The organism is Massilia sp. Root335 (assembly GCF_001425685.1).
Classification (GTDB): Bacteria; Pseudomonadota; Gammaproteobacteria; order Burkholderiales; family Burkholderiaceae_D; genus Telluria; species Telluria luteola.
Window position 1 is genome coordinate 250,854 of the sequence record NZ_LMCY01000003.1, and the last position, 16,618, is coordinate 267,471.

A 16,618-nucleotide genomic window follows, 5' to 3' on the forward strand; every position below is an offset into this window, starting at 1 on the left:
GGCCCGCGAGTTCGGGGGCCGGGATCGCCGCTGCGTCGTCCGGCACCATGCCATGCAATTGCCAGTAGTGCCGGAACGCGGCGCGTATGCTTTCGCGCAGCACCTCGTTGTCCCATGGCTTGGTAAAGAAGCGATACAGCGCCCCGAGATTGATCGCCTCCATGATCGTGTCGAGGTCGGTGTAGCCCGACAGCACGATCCGGAACGTGTCGGGATACATCTCCTTCACCTTGCCCAGGAATTCGGTGCCGCTGGTCCCCTGCATGCGCTGGTCGCACAGGATCACGTGCACGGGATGCAGCGCCAGCAGCTCGAACCCCTGGGCCGCGCCCGACGCCGTCAGGATGTGATAGCCGTCGCGGCGCAGCAGGCGGTTGAGCGCGGCGAGCACGCTCGACTCGTCGTCGATGATGAGCAGGGTGCGCCGCGGCACCGCGGCCACCAGGTCCGGCGGCAGCGCCAGGCCGGCGCCCTGGCGCAGCATCGCCTCGAACTGCGGCGCCGGCAGCGGCCGGCTGAAGTAGAAGCCCTGGATCTGATCGCAGCGATAGCGCCTGAGCAGGGACAGCTGGGCCACGGTTTCCACGCCCTCGGCGATGACGTCGAGCTTCAGGCTGTGCGCCATCCCGATGATCGCTTCGGTGATGGCGGCGTCGTCGGGATTGGTCGTGACGTCGCGGATGAAGGTGATATCGATTTTCAGCGTATCGAGCGGCAGCCGTTTCAGGTAGGCCAGGCTGGAGTAGCCGGTGCCGAAGTCGTCGATCGACACGCGCACGCCCCGCGCCCGCAGGCGGTGCAGGGTGGCGATCGCGCATTCCACGTTGTCCACCAGCGCGCTTTCGGTCACTTCGAGCTCCAGCATGCCGGCGTCGATGCCATGCGCGTCGATCGCATCCAGCACGGCCTTCTCCAGGCCGCCGCCCGCGAACTGGCGGCCCGAGACGTTGACGGCGATATGCATCGGCGCCGACATGATGCCGGCCCACGCGGCGATCTGGCGGCATGCGGCGTCGATCACCCAGTTGCCGACGTCGACGATCAGGCCGGTCTCCTCGAGCACGGGAATGAATTCCCCCGGCGATATCAGGCCCTGCCCCGGGCGGTTCCAGCGCAGCAGGGCCTCCGCGCCCGTGATGCGGCCGGTGTTGATCTCGGCCTTGGGCTGGTAGTGGAGGACGAACTCCCGGTTGCCGATCGCCTCGTGCAATGCGTTCTCGAGCGTCAGCCGGTGCCGCGCCTGGGCATTCATTTCATCCGTGAAGAAGTGGCATCGTCCCCGCTCCTCGGCCCTCGCCTGGTGCAGGGCGATATCGGCATACTTGAGCAGGGTCGCCGCGTCGGTGGCATCGGCCGGATAGAGCGCGACGCCGATGCTGGCCGTCATCGTGAAGTGCTGCGTCTCGAGGGCGAAGGGCCGCTGCAGCGCCGTCCTGATGCGATTGTCGATCTGCAGCACCTCATGCTGCAACTGCTGTCCCGTCAGTACCAGCTCGAACTGGTTCCCGCCGACGCGGCCCAGGGCGGTGCGCACGGGTACGCAGTCGCTCAGGCGCTGCGCGAACTGGCACAGCAACTCGTCACCGCCGACGTGGCCGAGCGTATCGTTGACGTATTTGAAGCGGTCCAGGTCGATCGCCATCACGGCGACCGCCTCGCCCGCGCACTGCGCCTGCGCGAGCGCCTGGTCGAGCGAGGCGTGCAGCAGCATGCGGTTCGGCAGGCCGGTCACGGTGTCGAAGCGGGCCAGGCGCAGGCCGTATTCGCGCGTCTCGGTGTACAGCAGCCGCACCTCGAGCATATTGCGGATGCGCGTGAGCACCTCGACCTGGTCGAACGGCTTGCTGACGAAATCCTTGGCCCCCGCTTCCAGCGCGCGCAGCTTGTGCGCGGGCTCGGCGGTGACCACCAGCACCGGCAGATAGCCCTCGCTTTCCAGCGGCCGCAGGCCTTCGAGGATCTGGAACCCGTTCATGTGCGGCATGTTCAGGTCGAGCACGATGATGTCGTAGCGGTTGGCGCGATGCAGGTCGAGCACGGTGCGCGCGTCGGTCACGAGCGTGACGCAGGTGTAGCCGGCGTCTTCGAGCATGTAGCCGAGCAGCTTGACGTTCGCTTCCTGGTCGTCGACGATCAGGATGCGGGCCCGGTGAATGTCGGATAAGGAAATCATGGCACCTCTTTTCGGTCCGCTGTGGCTTGACCGCGAACGGCGCCGTTGGCCTCCAGCGCACTGTCGATCGCGGCGGAAAATTCTGCGATATCGATCGGTTTGGCTACATATCGGAAAAAACCGTTGCTCATGGCGAGCGCGATGTCATGCGACATCGCGCTGGCGCTGACGGCGATCACCGGGATGCCCGCCGTCGAAGGATCGGCACGCAGGACCTTGAGCGCGTCGATGCCGCTCATGCCGGGCAGGTGGACGTCCATCAGGATCAGGTCGGGCGCATGGGTGCGCGCCAGCGCAATGCCGAGGTGGGCATCCGGCGCCGACAGCAGGCGCAGGTCGGGAGTCAGGGCGATGATCGATTCGACCAGCTTCAGGTTGGCGGGATTGTCTTCCACGTACAATAACGTGTAATCGTTGCCGGCGCCGCGCGGTGCCGGCACCGCCGCCACAGTGGGCAACGCCGCGCCGGCACCGTCGCCGGTGCCGGTGCCAGGCAAGGCCGGGGCCACGCTGTCGAGCTCGATCCAGAACACGCTGCCGATCCCCACCGTGCTCGTCACGCCGATGCCGCCGTTCATCAGCTCGACCAGCCGCTTCGTGACGACCAGGCCGATACCGGTTCCCTCCTCGGCGCCCGCTTCCTGTCCCAGGCGATTGAAGGGCTGGAACAGCTCCTTCATCTGCGCCGCGCTCAGGCCGGGCCCGGAATCGCGCACGGCAATGCGCACCCGCCCCGCCGCGTCCTGCACGCAGTCGAGCGCCACGACGCCGCCGGCCCGGTTGTATTTGATCGCGTTCGACAGCAGGTTCAACAGGATCTGCTTCAGGCGCGTCCGGTCGGCCAGCACGGTGATGCCAGGCGCGGCGGGGAACGTCATGCGCAACCCGCGCTGCTCGCCCAGCGGTTCGAGCATGGCCCGGCATTCCTGCACGATCTCGTCGAGGGCGACCGCCTCGAGCGACAGCGTGACGGCGCCGGACTCGACTTTGGCCAGGTCGAGCACCTCGTTAATGAGGGTCAGCAGGTGTCGGCCCGCCTTCAGGATGTAGCCCGTGAATTCCTTCTTGCGCTCGACATTGTTCGGCTGGGCGTCGTTGGCGAGCAGTTGCGTGAAGCCGAGGATGGCGTTGAGCGGCGTGCGCAATTCGTGGCTCATGCTCGACAGGAACGATGACTTTGCCTGGTTCGCCTCTTCCGCCGCCGCCTTGGCCAGCGCCAGCTCCGACGTGCGCTCCGCCACGCGCTGCTCGAGGTCGACGTTCAGGCGCATGACCTCCCGCTGGGCGCGCTCGCGCTGTTCGACCTCGCGCATGATCGCCAGGTTCGACGACTCCAGTTCGCCGGTGCGCCGTTCCATCTCGCCGAGCATGTCGTTGAACGCGCCCACCATCATGCCGACTTCGTCGCCGCTGCTGGCTTCGACACGGCGCGAATAGTCGCGCTGCGCCACCACGTCGCGCGCCGTCTCCGCGACCGCCGAGATCGGACGGCTCACGAGCGCCTCCATGCGCACGACCATCAGCAGCGCGATCGCCATCGCGACCAGCCAGACGGCCACGGCGATGCCGACGTCGACGAGGATCGTCCTCGTCGGATCGTAGGTGGCGCGCAGGTACACGGTGCCGAGGGTGCCGTTCTCGCCGGCGATCCGGCGGAACACGTTCAGGCGCGCACCGTCGATCCGTGCGCCGTCCACCTCCGGCTGGACGGGGAAGTCCTTGACGAGGCCGGGACGCACGTACGACGCGAACAGCTTGCCCTGGTCGTCGTAGATCGCCGCGGCCTCGATGTTCGGCCAGGCGTCGAACAAGTGCAGGTTGTTGGTCGCCAGTTTCGGGTCGTCGAACGCCAGCGCCGGCGCGGTCATGCGCCCGAGCAGCGTCGACTGGGTCGTCATCTCGGCCACCAGCCCGCGGTGGAAGGTCCAGACGTCGCCGGCCACGTTGCCGACCAGCGCGATGGCGAGCGCCACCAGCGTGGTCGACAGCACGATGATGAACAACTTGTTCCGGATGGAGTGCGAGCGCCGCATCATGGAATCCCCTTCTCCACTTTATATGCCGCACTGAGCATCAGCGCGCTGACCTTCAGGCGGCTCGGCTTGATCGGACTGAGCGCGACTTCGAAGCGCAGGCGGTCGTCGACGACGGCGAAGCTGATCATGCTGCCGAAGCCGCCGCCCGCGCCCGGTTCGGCGATGGTCAGCACCGGCCGGTCCTTGGTGGCCGCATACAGCTCGCGCGCCCAGCGGGCGTCGAGATCGCCGACGACCAGCATCTGCACGTCGGCCGCCGGGTCGCCGCGCCGCAGCCGGCGCACGACCACTTTACGCCCGTTCACGGTGCGCCCGGCCAGGCTCGCCTCGAGGTCGTCGGCCAAGGCGTCCGCGCCGGCCAGGCCGATCGTGAAGTTGCTGTCCGGTCCGGCAAACGCCTCGGGCGGCCATTCGACGTAGCTGGCAAACTTGTACAGATAGGCGGCCTCGATCTGGCGCAGCATCTGGTCGCTGCGCCCGTTCGCCGGAGTGTCGGCGCGCGCGGCGCCGGCCGCGAGGGCGAGGAGACACGCCAGCCCCGCCAGCCAGCACCGCAAGCCGGCGGGATGGCGGCCCTTACGCTCTAGCCAGGAAATCAGCATCGTCGTCTTGGCCCGGACGGCTCAAAAGCGGTGGACGGCTTTGGCGTAGACGCCGCGGCCGAAGTCGCTGCGCGTCGCCGCCGCGGTAAATTCCGCATGTCCCCCCCCGTTCAGGTGCTGCGCGGCGATCGACAATTCCCAGTCCGGCCGCGGCCGCCAGCCATAACGCACGTCCACGCTGGTGTAGGCCGGCACCTCCGGGTTGGACAGCGCGGCCACGCGGCTCAGCGTGCAATCGAGCGAGCTCTGCCCGTCCAGGTCCAGCGACGAGCGCAGCAGCCATTTGTGCGCGGGGTCCAGGCCGGCCGTCGCGGGGGACCCGGCGTCGTTGCTGCCGGGTTTCAATCGGAGTCCCTCGTGCAGCGCGTTCATCCCCGCGTTCAGGCGCAGGTGCGGCATGGCCTGCCAGGTGCCCCACATCTCGATGCCGTTGGTGCTCCCCTCCATCTTGTTGGCGTAATAAACATAGGTGCGGCTGGCCGCGACTTCCTGCGTGCGCAGGTCGTCGTAGCGGGCATGGAAGGCCGTGACCGAATACGACAGCGTCGCGGTGGGCTGGCCGCGATAGCCGAGTTCCGCGACCTGGGCCGACTCGGACTTCACGGTCGATCCGCCGTCGAGCAGGAACGGCGGCGCGCCCGGCACGTAGATGTCGCGATCGAAGCGCGACGGCGCGCGCACGGTGCGCGACAGCGCGCCCCAGAATGCGTGACCGGGCGCCGGCGTCCAGGCCAGCCGGGCGTTGGGCAGCACTTCCATGCCGGTGTAGCCGTTGCGTTCGAGGCGGGTGCCGACGGTCAGGCGCAGGTCGGAACGCAGCGCCAGCTCGTCCTGGGCGAACAGGCTGACCCAGTTCTGGTTCAGGTCCGCCGGCAGGAAGGCGACGTACCGGCTGTTGCGGACCCGATCGATGCTGTAACGATACCCCGCGCCCCACACCAGCGCATGCATGCCGATCGGCGCCAGGTTGTGCTGGAACTGGACATCGACGATATCGAGCACCTCGCCGAAGGTCGGCGGCACGGTGCGTTCGGTGTGGTCCTCGACCACATGCAGGCCGAGGTGACCGCCGCCGTCCAGCTGGCGCTCCCAGCGGGCATTGAGATTGGCGCCGGCCAGCGTGATCGGACCCAGCGCGAACTGGATGCCGGAGATCGCGATCATGCCCGGCAGGGGCTGGTTCTCGGTGCCGTGGTAGGCGTCGCCTTGCACGGTGAACTGGTCGGCGCCCCGCCGCCAGTCGGCCCGGAATCCTGCCTGCGCATGGTAGGCGGCGTCGTCGATGGGGCCGCCCGTCGCCAGCGACGTGTGCTTGAGGTCGGCGTATTTCGCGTAGATCCGGTAAGTCAGCCCGTTGTCCAGCCTCGTGCCGTAACGCACGGCGGCATCGGACCGGCGGTTGCCGGCGCCGGCGACGGCGACGCCGCCCTGTGTGTCCCCGGAAGCACGGGTGATGATGTTGATGACGCCGTTGACCGCATTCGTTCCCCACAGCGTCCCGCCCGGCCCGCTGATCACTTCGATGCGCTCGACATCTTCCAGCATCACATCCTGCGCGTCCCAGAACACGCCCGAGAACAGCGGCGTATATACGGACCTGCCATCGATCAGCACCAGCAATTTGTTGGCCGCGCTGCTGTTGAAACCGCGCGCGCTGATCGTGTAGCCATAGGCGCTGGCTTCGACCACCTGCAGGTTCGGCGCCAGGCGCAACGCTTCCGGCAGGCTGGCGACACCGCTGCGGCGCAGGTCGTCGCTGGTGATCACGAACACGGAGGCGGCCGCCTCCGCCAGGCGCTCGCTGTTCTTGGACACGGAGGTGATGCGGATGTCGGCCAGCTGGTCGAAACTGAGGTCCAGCAGCTGGGCGCCTTGCGGTAACGCACGGCACGGCAGCGCGGCTATTGCCAACAACAGGCCGGTCAGCCCGGAAACGCATGCGCCGGGCCGTGTTGCGTTGGCGCGCGACCACCCCGCCCGCCATGCATGTAGTTGCCAGAACATCTTCAAACGAGCGCTCCAGGTATATGTGGCTGTCAGGGCCGCGCGATGCCCTGATAAATTGTTAAAACTGTGAGCAATGTCAAAACAATAGTAGACCGGATGCAATAAAAATGCACGCGATTCTTTGTCGCGAAACGACCGACAGAGAGGCCGTGGCAGCGATGCGACAACGTGAGCGCCGGCAGCCGGCGGAAACCGTTCAGATGCGCTGGTCGAACACCTGGCGCAGGTAGGCGATGAAGGTCTCGTCCGTGCTGAACCCCTTGCCGGGGCTGTCGGACAGCTTGGCCACGGGCTGGCCGTTGCAGCGCGTGAGCTTCATGACGATGTTCAGCGGCTCGAATTGCGTGTCGTTGGTCAGCTTGGTGCCGATGCCGAAGCCCGTCATGACGCGGTCGGCGAAGTGGCGGTACAGGCTGAGCGCCTTCGGCACGGTGAGCGCGTCCGAGAACACGAGCCGCTTGGTGCGGGCGTCGATGCGCAGCTTGGCGTAGTGGACGATGGCTTTTTCGCCCCACTCGACCGGATCGCCGGAATCGTGGCGCAGGCCATCGAACAGCTTGGCGAAATACAGGTCGAAGTCGCGCAGGAAGGCGTCCATGCCGACGACGTCCGTCAGCGCCGTGCCCAGGTCGCCGCGGTATTCCTGCACCCAGTCTTCCAGCGCCTTTTTCTGGAAATCGCGCAGGCGCACGTCGAAGGACTGGAACGCCTGCATGTATTCATGCGCCATCGTGCCGATCGGCACCAGGTTGAACTTCTTCGCGAGGTAGACGTTCGACGTGCCCTTGAAGAATTGCGGCAGCTCGCGCGCCAGCGTGGCGACGACTTCCTCATGCCAGTCGCCCGAGAAGCGGCGGCGCACGCCGAAATCGAAGAACTCGAACGGATTGGCGCGCTTCGGTTCCTGCTCGAAGGTGCGGAACTCGGCGATTTTCTGCGCGAGCCGCTCGCGCGCCACGACCAGCGCGGCCTGCCGGTCGAAGCGGCGGAAATACAGTTCGTTGACGATGTACAGCACGAAAATTTCGAAGCCCATCACGTGCACGATCGGTCCGCTCGCGCGGATGCGCAGGTGCGGACCGTCCGTTTCGACGTGGATGAATTTGCGCTGGAAACGGAACAGCGTGAGGAAGTCGGCGAAGTCGCTTTTGATGAACCGCAGGGACCTCATGTATTCGATGTCGTCCTCGCTGAACATCAGCGTGCACAGATGGTCCAACTCGCGTTCGACGTCCTCTTTCAGTTCGGCCAGCGGATAGGCCGGGGTATTGCGGCACTTGAACTCGTATTCGCCGGTGGCGTTCGGGTGCATGTGCAGCAGGGCCTGCCACATGGTGAATTTATAGAGATCGGTTTCGAGCAGGCTTTGGACGACTGGTTTCATGGGCGGTTCGGCGGGTCGCGATTGTCGGTGTCGTTGGTATTGTCGGTATTCGGTATTCGGTATTCGGTGGCGGCGTCGGCGTCGGCGTCCGAGTCGGCGGCGGCATCGGCGGCGTCGATGTTATCGGTGTTGTCGGTGGTGTCGGGTTCGTCCGTAGGGTTGCGGCGGTTGCCTCAGGTCGTGGCGCCGGCGGCCTTGCGGCTGCGCTTCTTCGGCGCCAGCATCGTGCCCGTGCAGGCCGGCGTGCCGCAGCGGCAGGCGAACAGGCGTTTCAGCGCCGGCGTATGGCGCTCGTCGTAGACCAGCGCATAGTTGTAGTTCAGTTCCTCGCCCGCGGCGATGTCGTGCAGCGCGTGGATGTACACGCGGCCGTCTTCTTCGTAGGCTTCGCAGTTGGGATCGCAGGCGTGGTTGATCCAGCGGGCGTCGTTGCCGCGCCGGCCGCCGTCGATCACGTTGCCGTCGGCGAGGCTGAAATAGAACGTGTGATTGACCGGGCCGCCCCGTTCGGCGGCGCGGCGGGTCGCTTCGTCCCACGTGATGCGTTCGCCGCGGTACTCGATGATGCGCTCGCCGGCGCCGATCGGACGCAGCGCGAACACGCCGTTGCCGTGCACGGGCGATTTTCGGACCTCGCAGATGGCCGGCCGGGCCGGCTTCGTCTTGCCGGGCTGCACGGCCTTGTCGGCCGCCTTGCTTGTGGTCTGCTTCGAGGGGGACGGTCGGACGGAGGTGCTCATTGGCTCGGCGTTTCGGTTGGGGGACACGGACTTATTATTGATCGGATCGCGGCAGGGCTGCCGCACGCCACCATCTTACCGTGTTGTCGGGTCCGTGTCGGCGCCGCCGGGCCGGTCGCGGGCTCGCATTGAGCGCCGCGGGCTCGCATTGAGGCCCGCGGGCTCGCATTGAGCCCCGCGGGCTCGCATTGAGCGCCGCGGGCTCGCATTGAGCCCCCCGGGCTCAATGCTCCTCGCGGAACTCGGTGGCGGCGTGGTCGCCGCGCGCCTCGGCCTTGCGCAGCTCGACGCGGCGGATCTTGCCGGAGATGGTCTTCGGGAGTTCCGTGAACGCGATGCGGCGGATGCGCTGGTACGGCGCCAGCCGGTCGCGCGCGAAGGCGAAGATGGCGGCGGCCAGTTCGGGCGTCGGTTCCACGCCCGGACGCAGCGCGATGAACGCTTTCGGCACGGCCAGCCGCACCGGGTCCGGGCTCGGGACGATGGCGGCTTCCAGCACGTCCGGGTGCTCGATCAGCACGCTCTCCAGCTCGAACGGGCTGATGCGGTAGTCGGACGACTTGAACACGTCGTCGTTGCGGCCCACGTAAAAGTAATAGCCGTCCTCGTCCACGCGCGCCGTGTCGCCCGTGTGATAGCGCCCGCCGCGCATCACGTCGCGCGTTTTCGCCTCGTCGTTCTCGTAGCACAGCATCAGGCCCAGCGGGGCCGGGTCGAGGTCCAGCGCGATCTCGCCTTCCGCGGCCGGCTCATCGTCGATGTCGAGCAGCGCGACGCGGTAGCCGGGCAGCGGCCGGCCCATCGATCCCGGCTTGACGGGCTGGCCCGGCGGATTGCCGATCTGGCACGTGGTCTCGGACTGGCCGAAGCCGTCGCGGATGCGGATACCCCACGCGCGCTCGACCTGCTCGATGACTTCCGGATTCAGCGGCTCGCCCGCCCCGACCAGTTCGCGCAGCGGCGGCCGCCATTGCGCGAGGTCTTCCTTGATCATCATGCGCCACACGGTCGGCGGCGCGCACAGCGACGTCACGCCGCAGCGCACGATCGTGTCCAGGCAGGCGCGCGCGGAAAACCGCTCGTAGTTGTAGACGAACACGGTGGCGCCCGCGTTCCACGGCGCGAAGAAGCAGCTCCACGCGTGCTTCGCCCAGCCGGGCGAGCTGATGTTCCAGTGGACGTCGCCGGGACGCAGGCCGATCCAGTACATCGTCGACAGATGGCCCACCGGATAACTCTGCTGGCTGTGCAGCACCAGCTTGGGTTTCGCCGTCGTGCCGGACGTGAAGTACAGCAGCAGCGGATCGGTGGCGCGCGTGACGCCGTCCGGCGCGAACGCCGCGGGGGCCGCCGCGCTGTCCGCATAGTCGCGCCAGCCGGCGACGCCCGCGCCGGGGCCGACGCCGATGCGCGTGTAATCGCCGGGCAGGTCCGCGAACTTGTGCGTTTCCGACGCCTGGGCGATCACGTGGCGCACGCGGCCCCGCTGCAGGCGGTCCTGCAGATCGGTGCTGGACACGAGCATCGTCGTGGGCACGAGCACGGCCCCGAGCTTGATCCCCGCCAGCATGATCTCCCACAGCTCGACACGGTTCGGCAGCATCAGGAGCACGCGGTCGCCGCGCCGCACGCCGCAGGCGCGCAGCCAGTTCGCGACCTGGCTGGAGCGCGCCGCCATCTCGGCGTAGCCGATCTTGCGCTCGCTGCCGTCTTCGTCCACGACCCACAGCGCGGGCGTGGCGTTGTCCCTGGCCTGCGCGTCGAAATAGTCGAGCGCCCAGTTGAATTCGTCGAGCTCGGGCTGGCGGTAATCGCGGTAGGCCGTCGCGTAATCGGTGCGATGCCGTTGCAGGAAGTCGCGCGCGCGGATGAAGCGCTCGTACGGGGATGCCATCGGTCGTCTCCTTTGTCGTGGTTGCGGCACGGGCGCCTCGTGAGCACCCGCGCCCATTCTGCCACGCCCGAGCCGCAAAGGGACGACCCGCCGTCAGCGCCGGCGCAGCTCGTGCGCCTGGTCGATGGTCTGCTCGTCGCTGGGCGTCATCATGTCGATCACGCGGCAGTCGCCGCACATGCGCATGCGGTCGAGGTGGCCCGCGAAGGCCGGGTGGCCCGCCAGGCGCGCCAGCATGCTCTCGACCATGCGCACCGTGCCGAACGGCTTCTGGCAGCGGATGCAGTGGAACGGCTGCGTTTCGTTCAGCACGACGGGCTGCTTGCGCGACTCGCGCAGCGACAGCCGCGGCACGAGCCGGATCGCGTCTTCCGGACACGTCGTGGCACAGAGCCCGCACTGCACGCAGTTCTTTTCGATGAAGCGCAGCTGCGGCGCGTTCTGCCCGTCCTGCAGGGCGGACGCCGGACACGCGCCCACGCACGCCATGCACAGGCTGCATTTGGACGCGTCGACATCCAGCGCGCCGAACGGACTGCCGGCGGCCAGCGCGATCTCGTCGGCCGGCCGCGGCGCCTCGCGCAGCAGGTGCTCGAGCGCGTAGTCGAGCGTGTTGCGCTTGTCCGCCGCGACGTTGAAGCCGGCACGCCGCGCCGGCACCTCGCCGCGCGGCGCTTGCCGCAAGGCGAGCGCCAGTTCGTCCGCACCGGTCACGCGCAGCAGCTGCAGGTGCGATCCCGCATAGCCGAGGCCCGTCATGATCGCCTGCGCGACGGCCGCCTGCTCGTCGAGCGCCGCCGCGTACTGCGGCGCCTCGGCATCCGTCGTCAAGACGGTGACGCCGGCCGCGCCCCAGGCCAGCGCCGCGAGCCACAGATCGATGCCCGTCGACGCCGTGTGATGCACGCCCAGCGGCAGCACGCGCCCCGGCACCGCATCGCATTGCGCGAGCAGCGCCGCGCCCTCCGCACCGTGCACGAGCAGCACCGGGTCGCGCCCGCCCGCCTGCGCGAAGGCGGCGAGCAGCGCCTTGATGCGCATGCCCGTGTGCGCCGCGCTCGGGTAGGCATAGCCCAGCGCCCCGGTCGGGCAGACGGTCGTGCACGCGCCGCAGCCGGCGCACAGGTAGGGGTTCACGGCGACCAGGTCGCCCGCGCCGGCGATGGCGCCGGCCGAGCAGACCTCGATGCAGGCATTGCAGCCGCTCTTGCGGTTGCGGCCATGGGCGCACAGGCGCTCCTTGTAGGCGAAGTATTTCGGCTTCTCGAACTCGCCCACCATGTCGGCCAGTTCGGCGGCGGCGGCCTGGCGCGCGGCCGCGTCCGGGCCCGGCGCGTAATAGCCGTGCGGTCGCTGGTGCGTCGCGATCCGCGGCGTCGCGCCCAGGTCGAGCACGAGGTCGAAGCGCGCGTGTTCCGGCGTGCCTGCTCCCGCCTGCCACGTCGCGTCGAACGCGCCGAGCCAGCCCGTCACGACGAGCGCGCGCGCGGCGAACACGGGGAACAGGCGCGGCGCCCAGTCGCCGCCGCTGTCGCCGTCTTCATCCAGCAGCACGGCGGTCACGGGCAGCACGGCCGCAACGCGCTCCGCCCACGGCAGCGCGTCCGCGCGCGTGCCGATGACGAGCGTGCGCCCGGCCGACCGGTAGCCGACCGTGTCCAACGGTTCAGGGGACGGGATGCCGGCCAGCGCATCGAGCGCGGCGCGGCGGGCGACGCGGTCGCGTTCGTCCTGGACGGGGTCGAGGGGGACGCCCTGCCCTTCGATCAAGCGGATATTCATCGTGTCTCGGTTTCAGGTGGTGTTGTCGGTGTTATCGGTGTTGACGCGTGGTCCGCCACGGCCGGGCGCCCGGCGCCGGGATCGTCGGCGCCGGCCGCGTCATTGTCGGCGTCATCGTCCGCATCGACGGCGCGCCGGAACAGCCGCTTCGCATGCTCGAGCGACGCGAGCATCGTCTCGGACACGGGGCTCGGCTTCGTGTAATCGTCGATGTAGACGTCGAGGCGGTCCATCGTGTTGAAGTGCGGGTCGGCGAACAATTTTTTGAGCGCCGTGCGGCGCACGGCCGCGTCGACGCCGCGCGCGACGAAGGCGGAGAAATCGGAGTCGCCGGTCAGGCGGGCGACGTCGTCCATCGTCGGCAGCGGCACGGGCGCGGAGGCGATATCGGCCGCCGGCGCTGCGGCCACGCCGGCCGCCGCGGGCAACGCGGCCGCCCCGCTGGCCGCGACCGGCGCCGGTTCCGCCCGCGCTTCCGTCTTGCGGCGCGCCCAGCGGCGCAGGAAGCCTTCGTCCGGCACGGCACGTTCCGTCATGGTCCCGTCATCCGTGCTGGCGGCCGCGGCGCGGCCTGGGCTGGTAGTGCTCGCGCAGGTAGCCCGCGAGCCAGGCGTAGACCTCGGCCGGCATCGTCACGCCGTCCGCGTGCTCGCCCGAGTCGAACATGCGCGTGCCCTCGACGTAGCTGACCGACGCCCGCACCGGCATCGCGCGGCCGTCCTGCATGCGCCACAGCACGAATACCTTCGATTCGGGCGCGACGCAGTTCTCGTAATAGCCCTCGTTCTCGTCCGGATAGAGTTCCAGTTCGAGGCCGGAGACGAGGTAGTAGTCGCGCTCGGGCGACTCGCTCAGCACGCGCAGGGGCGGCAGGTCGCCGCGGTCCGGCACGACGCCGACGGCTTCCCACGCTTCGTCGGCCCAGCGGTGCTGGACGGTGCGCCGCTGCATCAGCACGGCGATCGGCATGGATCCCATCTTCATTGGTTGTGCACCTTCGGCGTGCCCTTCTGGACGGTCGGCGGCGTGCCGGCCGGCTCGGCCTTCGTCGGACCGGCCTTGACATCGGCGCTGGGCGGCGCCGTGCCCAGCTTCTCGCTCTTGATCGGGGCCGCGGCGCCGGCGGGCGTCAGCTTGCCGTCCGGCTGTCCGGCCGGGGCGGCCGGGGCGGCGACCGGCGCGGCGGCGGCAATCGCGACCGGCGCATGCGCCTTCCAGCCCTGCGCCGCGGCGCGGGTGCGCCAGCGGGCCGCGACGGCGTCCATCGACGCGGCGAGCGCCTGCTTGTCCAGCGCGGCCTGGGCGTCCGCCTTTGCCTTCTTGGCGGCGGCGGCCTGCTGCTGCGCGGGCGTCGGCGCCGGCAGCGCGGCGTGGGCCGTGGCGGCGGCGAGAACGAGCGCCAGCGCGGCGGCGGTCCTGTTCATCCGGTTCTTCCGGTTCGTCGTGTCCATGTCATCGCCCCGGCGCCGCGGAATGGTTGGGATCGCGGTTGACGGCCCCCGGCTGCGGCCCCACCTCGGCCGGCGTCGGCGCGGCCGGCCTGCCGTTGTCTCCCGGCTGCGTCTGCGTCGTGCCCTGGGTGCCGGCGCCGCCGGGCGGGGTCACGCCCTGGCTGGGGCCCTGGCCCGTCTCGCGCACGGCGCCGCCCATCGCCGCGCCAGCCGTGTTGCCGCCGCTGCCGCCCGCGATGCCCGGCGTGCCGCCCGCATAGCCGGCATCCGTCTTGGGGCCGGCATGCGCGGCCATCACCTGGCCGCTGGTGCCGCCGTCGGCCGTCACCATGCCGGGGAATTTCGTCTTGCGCTGGGCGTTGTCGCCGTGCTGCTTGCAGGCCGTCGCGGCCAGCAGCACGGCCAGCGCCACGATCGTCGTCGTCGGCTTCATCGCTGTCCCCTCAGTGCGCCGGCCGCGGCGGCGGATTGCCAGTGGGCGGGCGCTGGTCCGGCGGCAGGCGGTCGTCGAACGTGCCCGGCGCGACGCCGGCCTGCACTTCCTCGTACCACACGGCGTGGTGCGCCTTGGCCCACGATTCGTCGACGGTTCCGTGGCGCATCGCCTCGTACGCGCCCGGCGTGCCCCACGTGCCGATGTAGATGTGGCCCATGGCCGCGGCGATGTAGAACGTGGCGCCGGCGATGTGCAGGTAGTTCGCCACCTGCAGCACGTAGCGGGTCTGGCCGAAATCGACGAAGTCCAGTACGAGGCCGCTGATCGACATCACGAGGCCCAGCAGGGTCACGCCCAGCCAGAACCACGCCTTCTCGCCGGCGTTGAAGAACCCCGCCGGCACGTGCGTGTGCGCCACGATCCCGCCGCCCTGCCTGACCCAGCGCCAGTCGATGCGGCGGAAGAAGTTCCGGTGCAGGAAGGTGAAGAACATCAGCACGGAACACACGATGAACAGCGGCCCCGTGAAGTTGTGCAGGTATTTGAAGACGTAGGCGATGGCGGCGAACACGTCGTGCCCGACGAGCGGCAGCAGGATCTTCTTGCCGAACATGATGACGAGGCCCGTCACGGCCAGGACGATGAAGCTGATCGCCGTGGCCCAGTGCACGCTGCGCTCCCAGCTCGTGAAGCGGCGGATGCGCCGGCCCGTCTCGGGCGCCTCGACGCGCGCCGGGCCGACGGCGCGGTAGAACAGGAAGATCGCGACCAGCACGACGACGAGGATCGTCCCCATCGCCGTGGCGAACGGCCCGTTGCGCCACGTGCGCCACTGGTTGCCGCCGCGCTGGACGATGACGGTGCCTTCCCTGGAGCCGTACTGGCCGAGGTAGTGGCGGTCGATGTGCACGCGCCCGGAGCTCGACGACGCCAGTCCCGGCTCGGGCGCGCGCGTATCCTGCTCGGCCTGCAGGATGGTCTGTTCCTCGGCGTACGCCGGTTCGGCGCGGTTGTTCGGGACGGCGGCGTGGGCGGCGCCGATCAGCCACAGCCCGAGGAACAAGCCCCACAGCGTCCGCGCTGATGGAAGGGTGAAGGACATGGTCGGCTCCTGTTACGGGTTGGCCCGGTTGTATTCGTTCTGCTTCATGTTGCGGTTGCCGATCGCGCCCCACCACGACAGCTTGTCGTCGTGGAAGAGCCGGTGCATCGGGCGGTCGTCCTTCTTCCCGGCGTACATGCCGTGCACCCAGTCCGGATGCTGGTCGACTTCCAGGCAGCCCGTCAGCAGCAGCAAGGGCAGGCACAAGGCGAGGAGGCGTCTCATGTCGGCAGCCTCCCCGGGTCGTTCTGCGTATCCTTGAGATTCTGGTTCTCGCGCGGGCCGTCGCCCGTCGCCTTGATGTCGCCGCCCCGCTTCGGCTTGCCGTACGCGATCTTCCAGCCCCACAGCTCCGGGCCGTAGCCGCGCGTCTCGACGCGCTGGCGGTAAATGTCCGCGATGACGGTCGCGTCGCCGCCGATCAGCGCCTTCGTGCCGCACATCTCCGCGCACGCGGGCAGCTTGCCTTCGGCGATGCGGTTGCGGCCGTACTTCTTGAATTCGGCCTCGGACGTGTCGGGCTCCGGACCGCCGGCGCAGAACGTGCACTTGTCCATCTTGCCGCGGTGGTTGAACAGGCCGGTGGACGGGAACTGCGGCGCGCCGAACGGGCACGCGTAATAGCAGTAGCCGCAGCCGATGCACTGGTCCTTGTCGTGCAGGACGATGCCGTCTTCCGTGTGGTAGATGCAGTTGACCGGGCAGACGGCCAGGCACGGCGCGTCGCTGCAATGCATGCACGCGACCGAGATCGAGCGCTCGCCCGGCACGCCGTCGTTGATGGTGACGACGCGGCGCCGGTTGACACCCCACGGGGTCTCGTTCTCGTTCTTGCAGGCGGTCACGCAGCCGTTGCAGTCGATGCAGCGCTCGGTGTCGCAGATGAACTTCATTCTTGCCATATCACTCTCCTCGTCGCTCCCGCACTGTCCCACGTCGCCGCGCGCGCTCCCGTCGCCCCCGCGCTCTCCCGTCGCCCCGGCGCTCTCCCGTCGCCCCCGCGCTCTCCCG

The 16,618-nt window shown here is 68.9% G+C and carries 15 protein-coding genes; all 15 read right to left on the reverse strand.

The window, feature by feature from the left end; genetic code table 11:
• The coding region (locus tag ASC93_RS29360) for an EAL domain-containing protein (RefSeq protein WP_082547695.1) at positions 1–2,173 on the reverse strand (2,173 nt) is incomplete at its 3' end.
• The gene (locus tag ASC93_RS01560; protein WP_229412562.1) at positions 2,170–4,209 is read right to left on the reverse strand and encodes an ATP-binding protein; all 2,040 of its coding nucleotides are present in this window, start codon (positions 4,207–4,209) and stop codon (positions 2,170–2,172) included. The genes ASC93_RS29360 and ASC93_RS01560, both read right to left, overlap by 4 nt.
• Positions 4,206–4,811, reverse strand: a complete 606-nt coding sequence (locus ASC93_RS01565; protein WP_056435934.1) for a YfiR family protein — start codon at positions 4,809–4,811, stop codon at positions 4,206–4,208. Before ASC93_RS01565 ends, ASC93_RS01560 begins: the two co-directional genes overlap by 4 nt.
• 21 nt (positions 4,812–4,832) lie before the next feature.
• Positions 4,833–6,725 carry a TonB-dependent siderophore receptor gene (locus ASC93_RS01570; RefSeq protein WP_162251782.1) on the reverse strand — a complete coding sequence of 631 codons (1,893 nt, stop codon included), beginning with the start codon at positions 6,723–6,725 and terminating at the stop codon, positions 4,833–4,835.
• 289 nt (positions 6,726–7,014) lie between these two features.
• Positions 7,015–8,202 (reverse strand): nicotinate phosphoribosyltransferase, encoded by a 1,188-nt coding sequence (pncB, locus tag ASC93_RS01575; protein ID WP_056435937.1) that lies wholly within the window; start codon positions 8,200–8,202, stop codon positions 7,015–7,017.
• Between the two features lie 173 nt (positions 8,203–8,375).
• Entirely contained in the window at positions 8,376–8,942 is a 567-nt protein-coding gene (locus ASC93_RS01580; RefSeq protein ID WP_056435940.1) for an SET domain-containing protein, read from the reverse strand.
• A 223-nt stretch (positions 8,943–9,165) separates the two neighbouring features.
• The gene (locus ASC93_RS01585; protein WP_056435952.1) at positions 9,166–10,836 is read right to left on the reverse strand and encodes an AMP-binding protein; all 1,671 of its coding nucleotides are present in this window, start codon (positions 10,834–10,836) and stop codon (positions 9,166–9,168) included.
• A gap of 93 nt (positions 10,837–10,929) precedes the next feature.
• On the reverse strand, positions 10,930–12,618 hold the full coding sequence (locus tag ASC93_RS01590; RefSeq protein WP_056435955.1) for a 4Fe-4S binding protein: 1,689 nt from the start codon (positions 12,616–12,618) through the stop codon (positions 10,930–10,932).
• Positions 12,615–13,154 carry a DUF3306 domain-containing protein gene (locus ASC93_RS01595; protein WP_056435958.1) on the reverse strand — a complete coding sequence of 180 codons (540 nt, stop codon included), beginning with the start codon at positions 13,152–13,154 and terminating at the stop codon, positions 12,615–12,617. The genes ASC93_RS01590 and ASC93_RS01595 overlap by 4 nt, the downstream gene beginning before the upstream one ends.
• 7 nt (positions 13,155–13,161) lie before the next feature.
• Positions 13,162–13,602 (reverse strand): DUF3305 domain-containing protein, encoded by a 441-nt coding sequence (locus ASC93_RS01600; RefSeq protein WP_056435962.1) that lies wholly within the window; start codon positions 13,600–13,602, stop codon positions 13,162–13,164.
• On the reverse strand, positions 13,599–14,042 hold the full coding sequence (locus tag ASC93_RS01605) for a hypothetical protein (protein ID WP_056436860.1): 444 nt from the start codon (positions 14,040–14,042) through the stop codon (positions 13,599–13,601). Before ASC93_RS01605 ends, ASC93_RS01600 begins: the two co-directional genes overlap by 4 nt.
• Positions 14,043–14,070: 28 nt before the next feature.
• A complete protein-coding gene (locus ASC93_RS01610; protein ID WP_056435967.1) occupies positions 14,071–14,502 on the reverse strand; it encodes a hypothetical protein in 432 nt (143 codons plus the stop codon).
• Between the two features lie 10 nt (positions 14,503–14,512).
• A complete protein-coding gene (locus ASC93_RS01615; protein ID WP_056435970.1) occupies positions 14,513–15,607 on the reverse strand; it encodes a formate dehydrogenase subunit gamma in 1,095 nt (364 codons plus the stop codon).
• Positions 15,608–15,619: 12 nt separating this feature from the next.
• Positions 15,620–15,832, reverse strand: coding sequence for a hypothetical protein (locus ASC93_RS01620; RefSeq protein WP_056435973.1), 213 nt, complete (start codon positions 15,830–15,832; stop codon positions 15,620–15,622).
• Positions 15,829–16,509, reverse strand: a complete 681-nt coding sequence (fdh3B, locus tag ASC93_RS01625; protein WP_056435976.1) for a formate dehydrogenase FDH3 subunit beta — start codon at positions 16,507–16,509, stop codon at positions 15,829–15,831. Before fdh3B ends, ASC93_RS01620 begins: the two co-directional genes overlap by 4 nt.
• Between the last annotated feature and the right edge of the window lie 109 nt (positions 16,510–16,618).

Coding starts and splice junctions, on each gene's coding strand:
- ASC93_RS01560 (WP_229412562.1), bottom strand. CDS start 4,209: ATGATGCGGCGCTCGCACTCCATCCGGAACAAGTTGTTCATCATCGTG.
- ASC93_RS01565 (WP_056435934.1), bottom strand. CDS start 4,811: ATGCTGATTTCCTGGCTAGAGCGTAAGGGCCGCCATCCCGCCGGCTTG.
- pncB (WP_056435937.1), bottom strand. CDS start 8,202: ATGAAACCAGTCGTCCAAAGCCTGCTCGAAACCGATCTCTATAAATTC.
- ASC93_RS01580 (WP_056435940.1), bottom strand. CDS start 8,942: ATGAGCACCTCCGTCCGACCGTCCCCCTCGAAGCAGACCACAAGCAAG.
- ASC93_RS01585 (WP_056435952.1), bottom strand. CDS start 10,836: ATGGCATCCCCGTACGAGCGCTTCATCCGCGCGCGCGACTTCCTGCAA.
- ASC93_RS01590 (WP_056435955.1), bottom strand. CDS start 12,618: ATGAATATCCGCTTGATCGAAGGGCAGGGCGTCCCCCTCGACCCCGTC.
- ASC93_RS01595 (WP_056435958.1), bottom strand. CDS start 13,154: ATGACGGAACGTGCCGTGCCGGACGAAGGCTTCCTGCGCCGCTGGGCG.
- ASC93_RS01600 (WP_056435962.1), bottom strand. CDS start 13,602: ATGAAGATGGGATCCATGCCGATCGCCGTGCTGATGCAGCGGCGCACC.
- ASC93_RS01605 (WP_056436860.1), bottom strand. CDS start 14,042: ATGAACAGGACCGCCGCCGCGCTGGCGCTCGTTCTCGCCGCCGCCACG.
- ASC93_RS01610 (WP_056435967.1), bottom strand. CDS start 14,502: ATGAAGCCGACGACGACGATCGTGGCGCTGGCCGTGCTGCTGGCCGCG.
- ASC93_RS01615 (WP_056435970.1), bottom strand. CDS start 15,607: ATGTCCTTCACCCTTCCATCAGCGCGGACGCTGTGGGGCTTGTTCCTC.
- ASC93_RS01620 (WP_056435973.1), bottom strand. CDS start 15,832: ATGAGACGCCTCCTCGCCTTGTGCCTGCCCTTGCTGCTGCTGACGGGC.
- fdh3B (WP_056435976.1), bottom strand. CDS start 16,509: ATGGCAAGAATGAAGTTCATCTGCGACACCGAGCGCTGCATCGACTGC.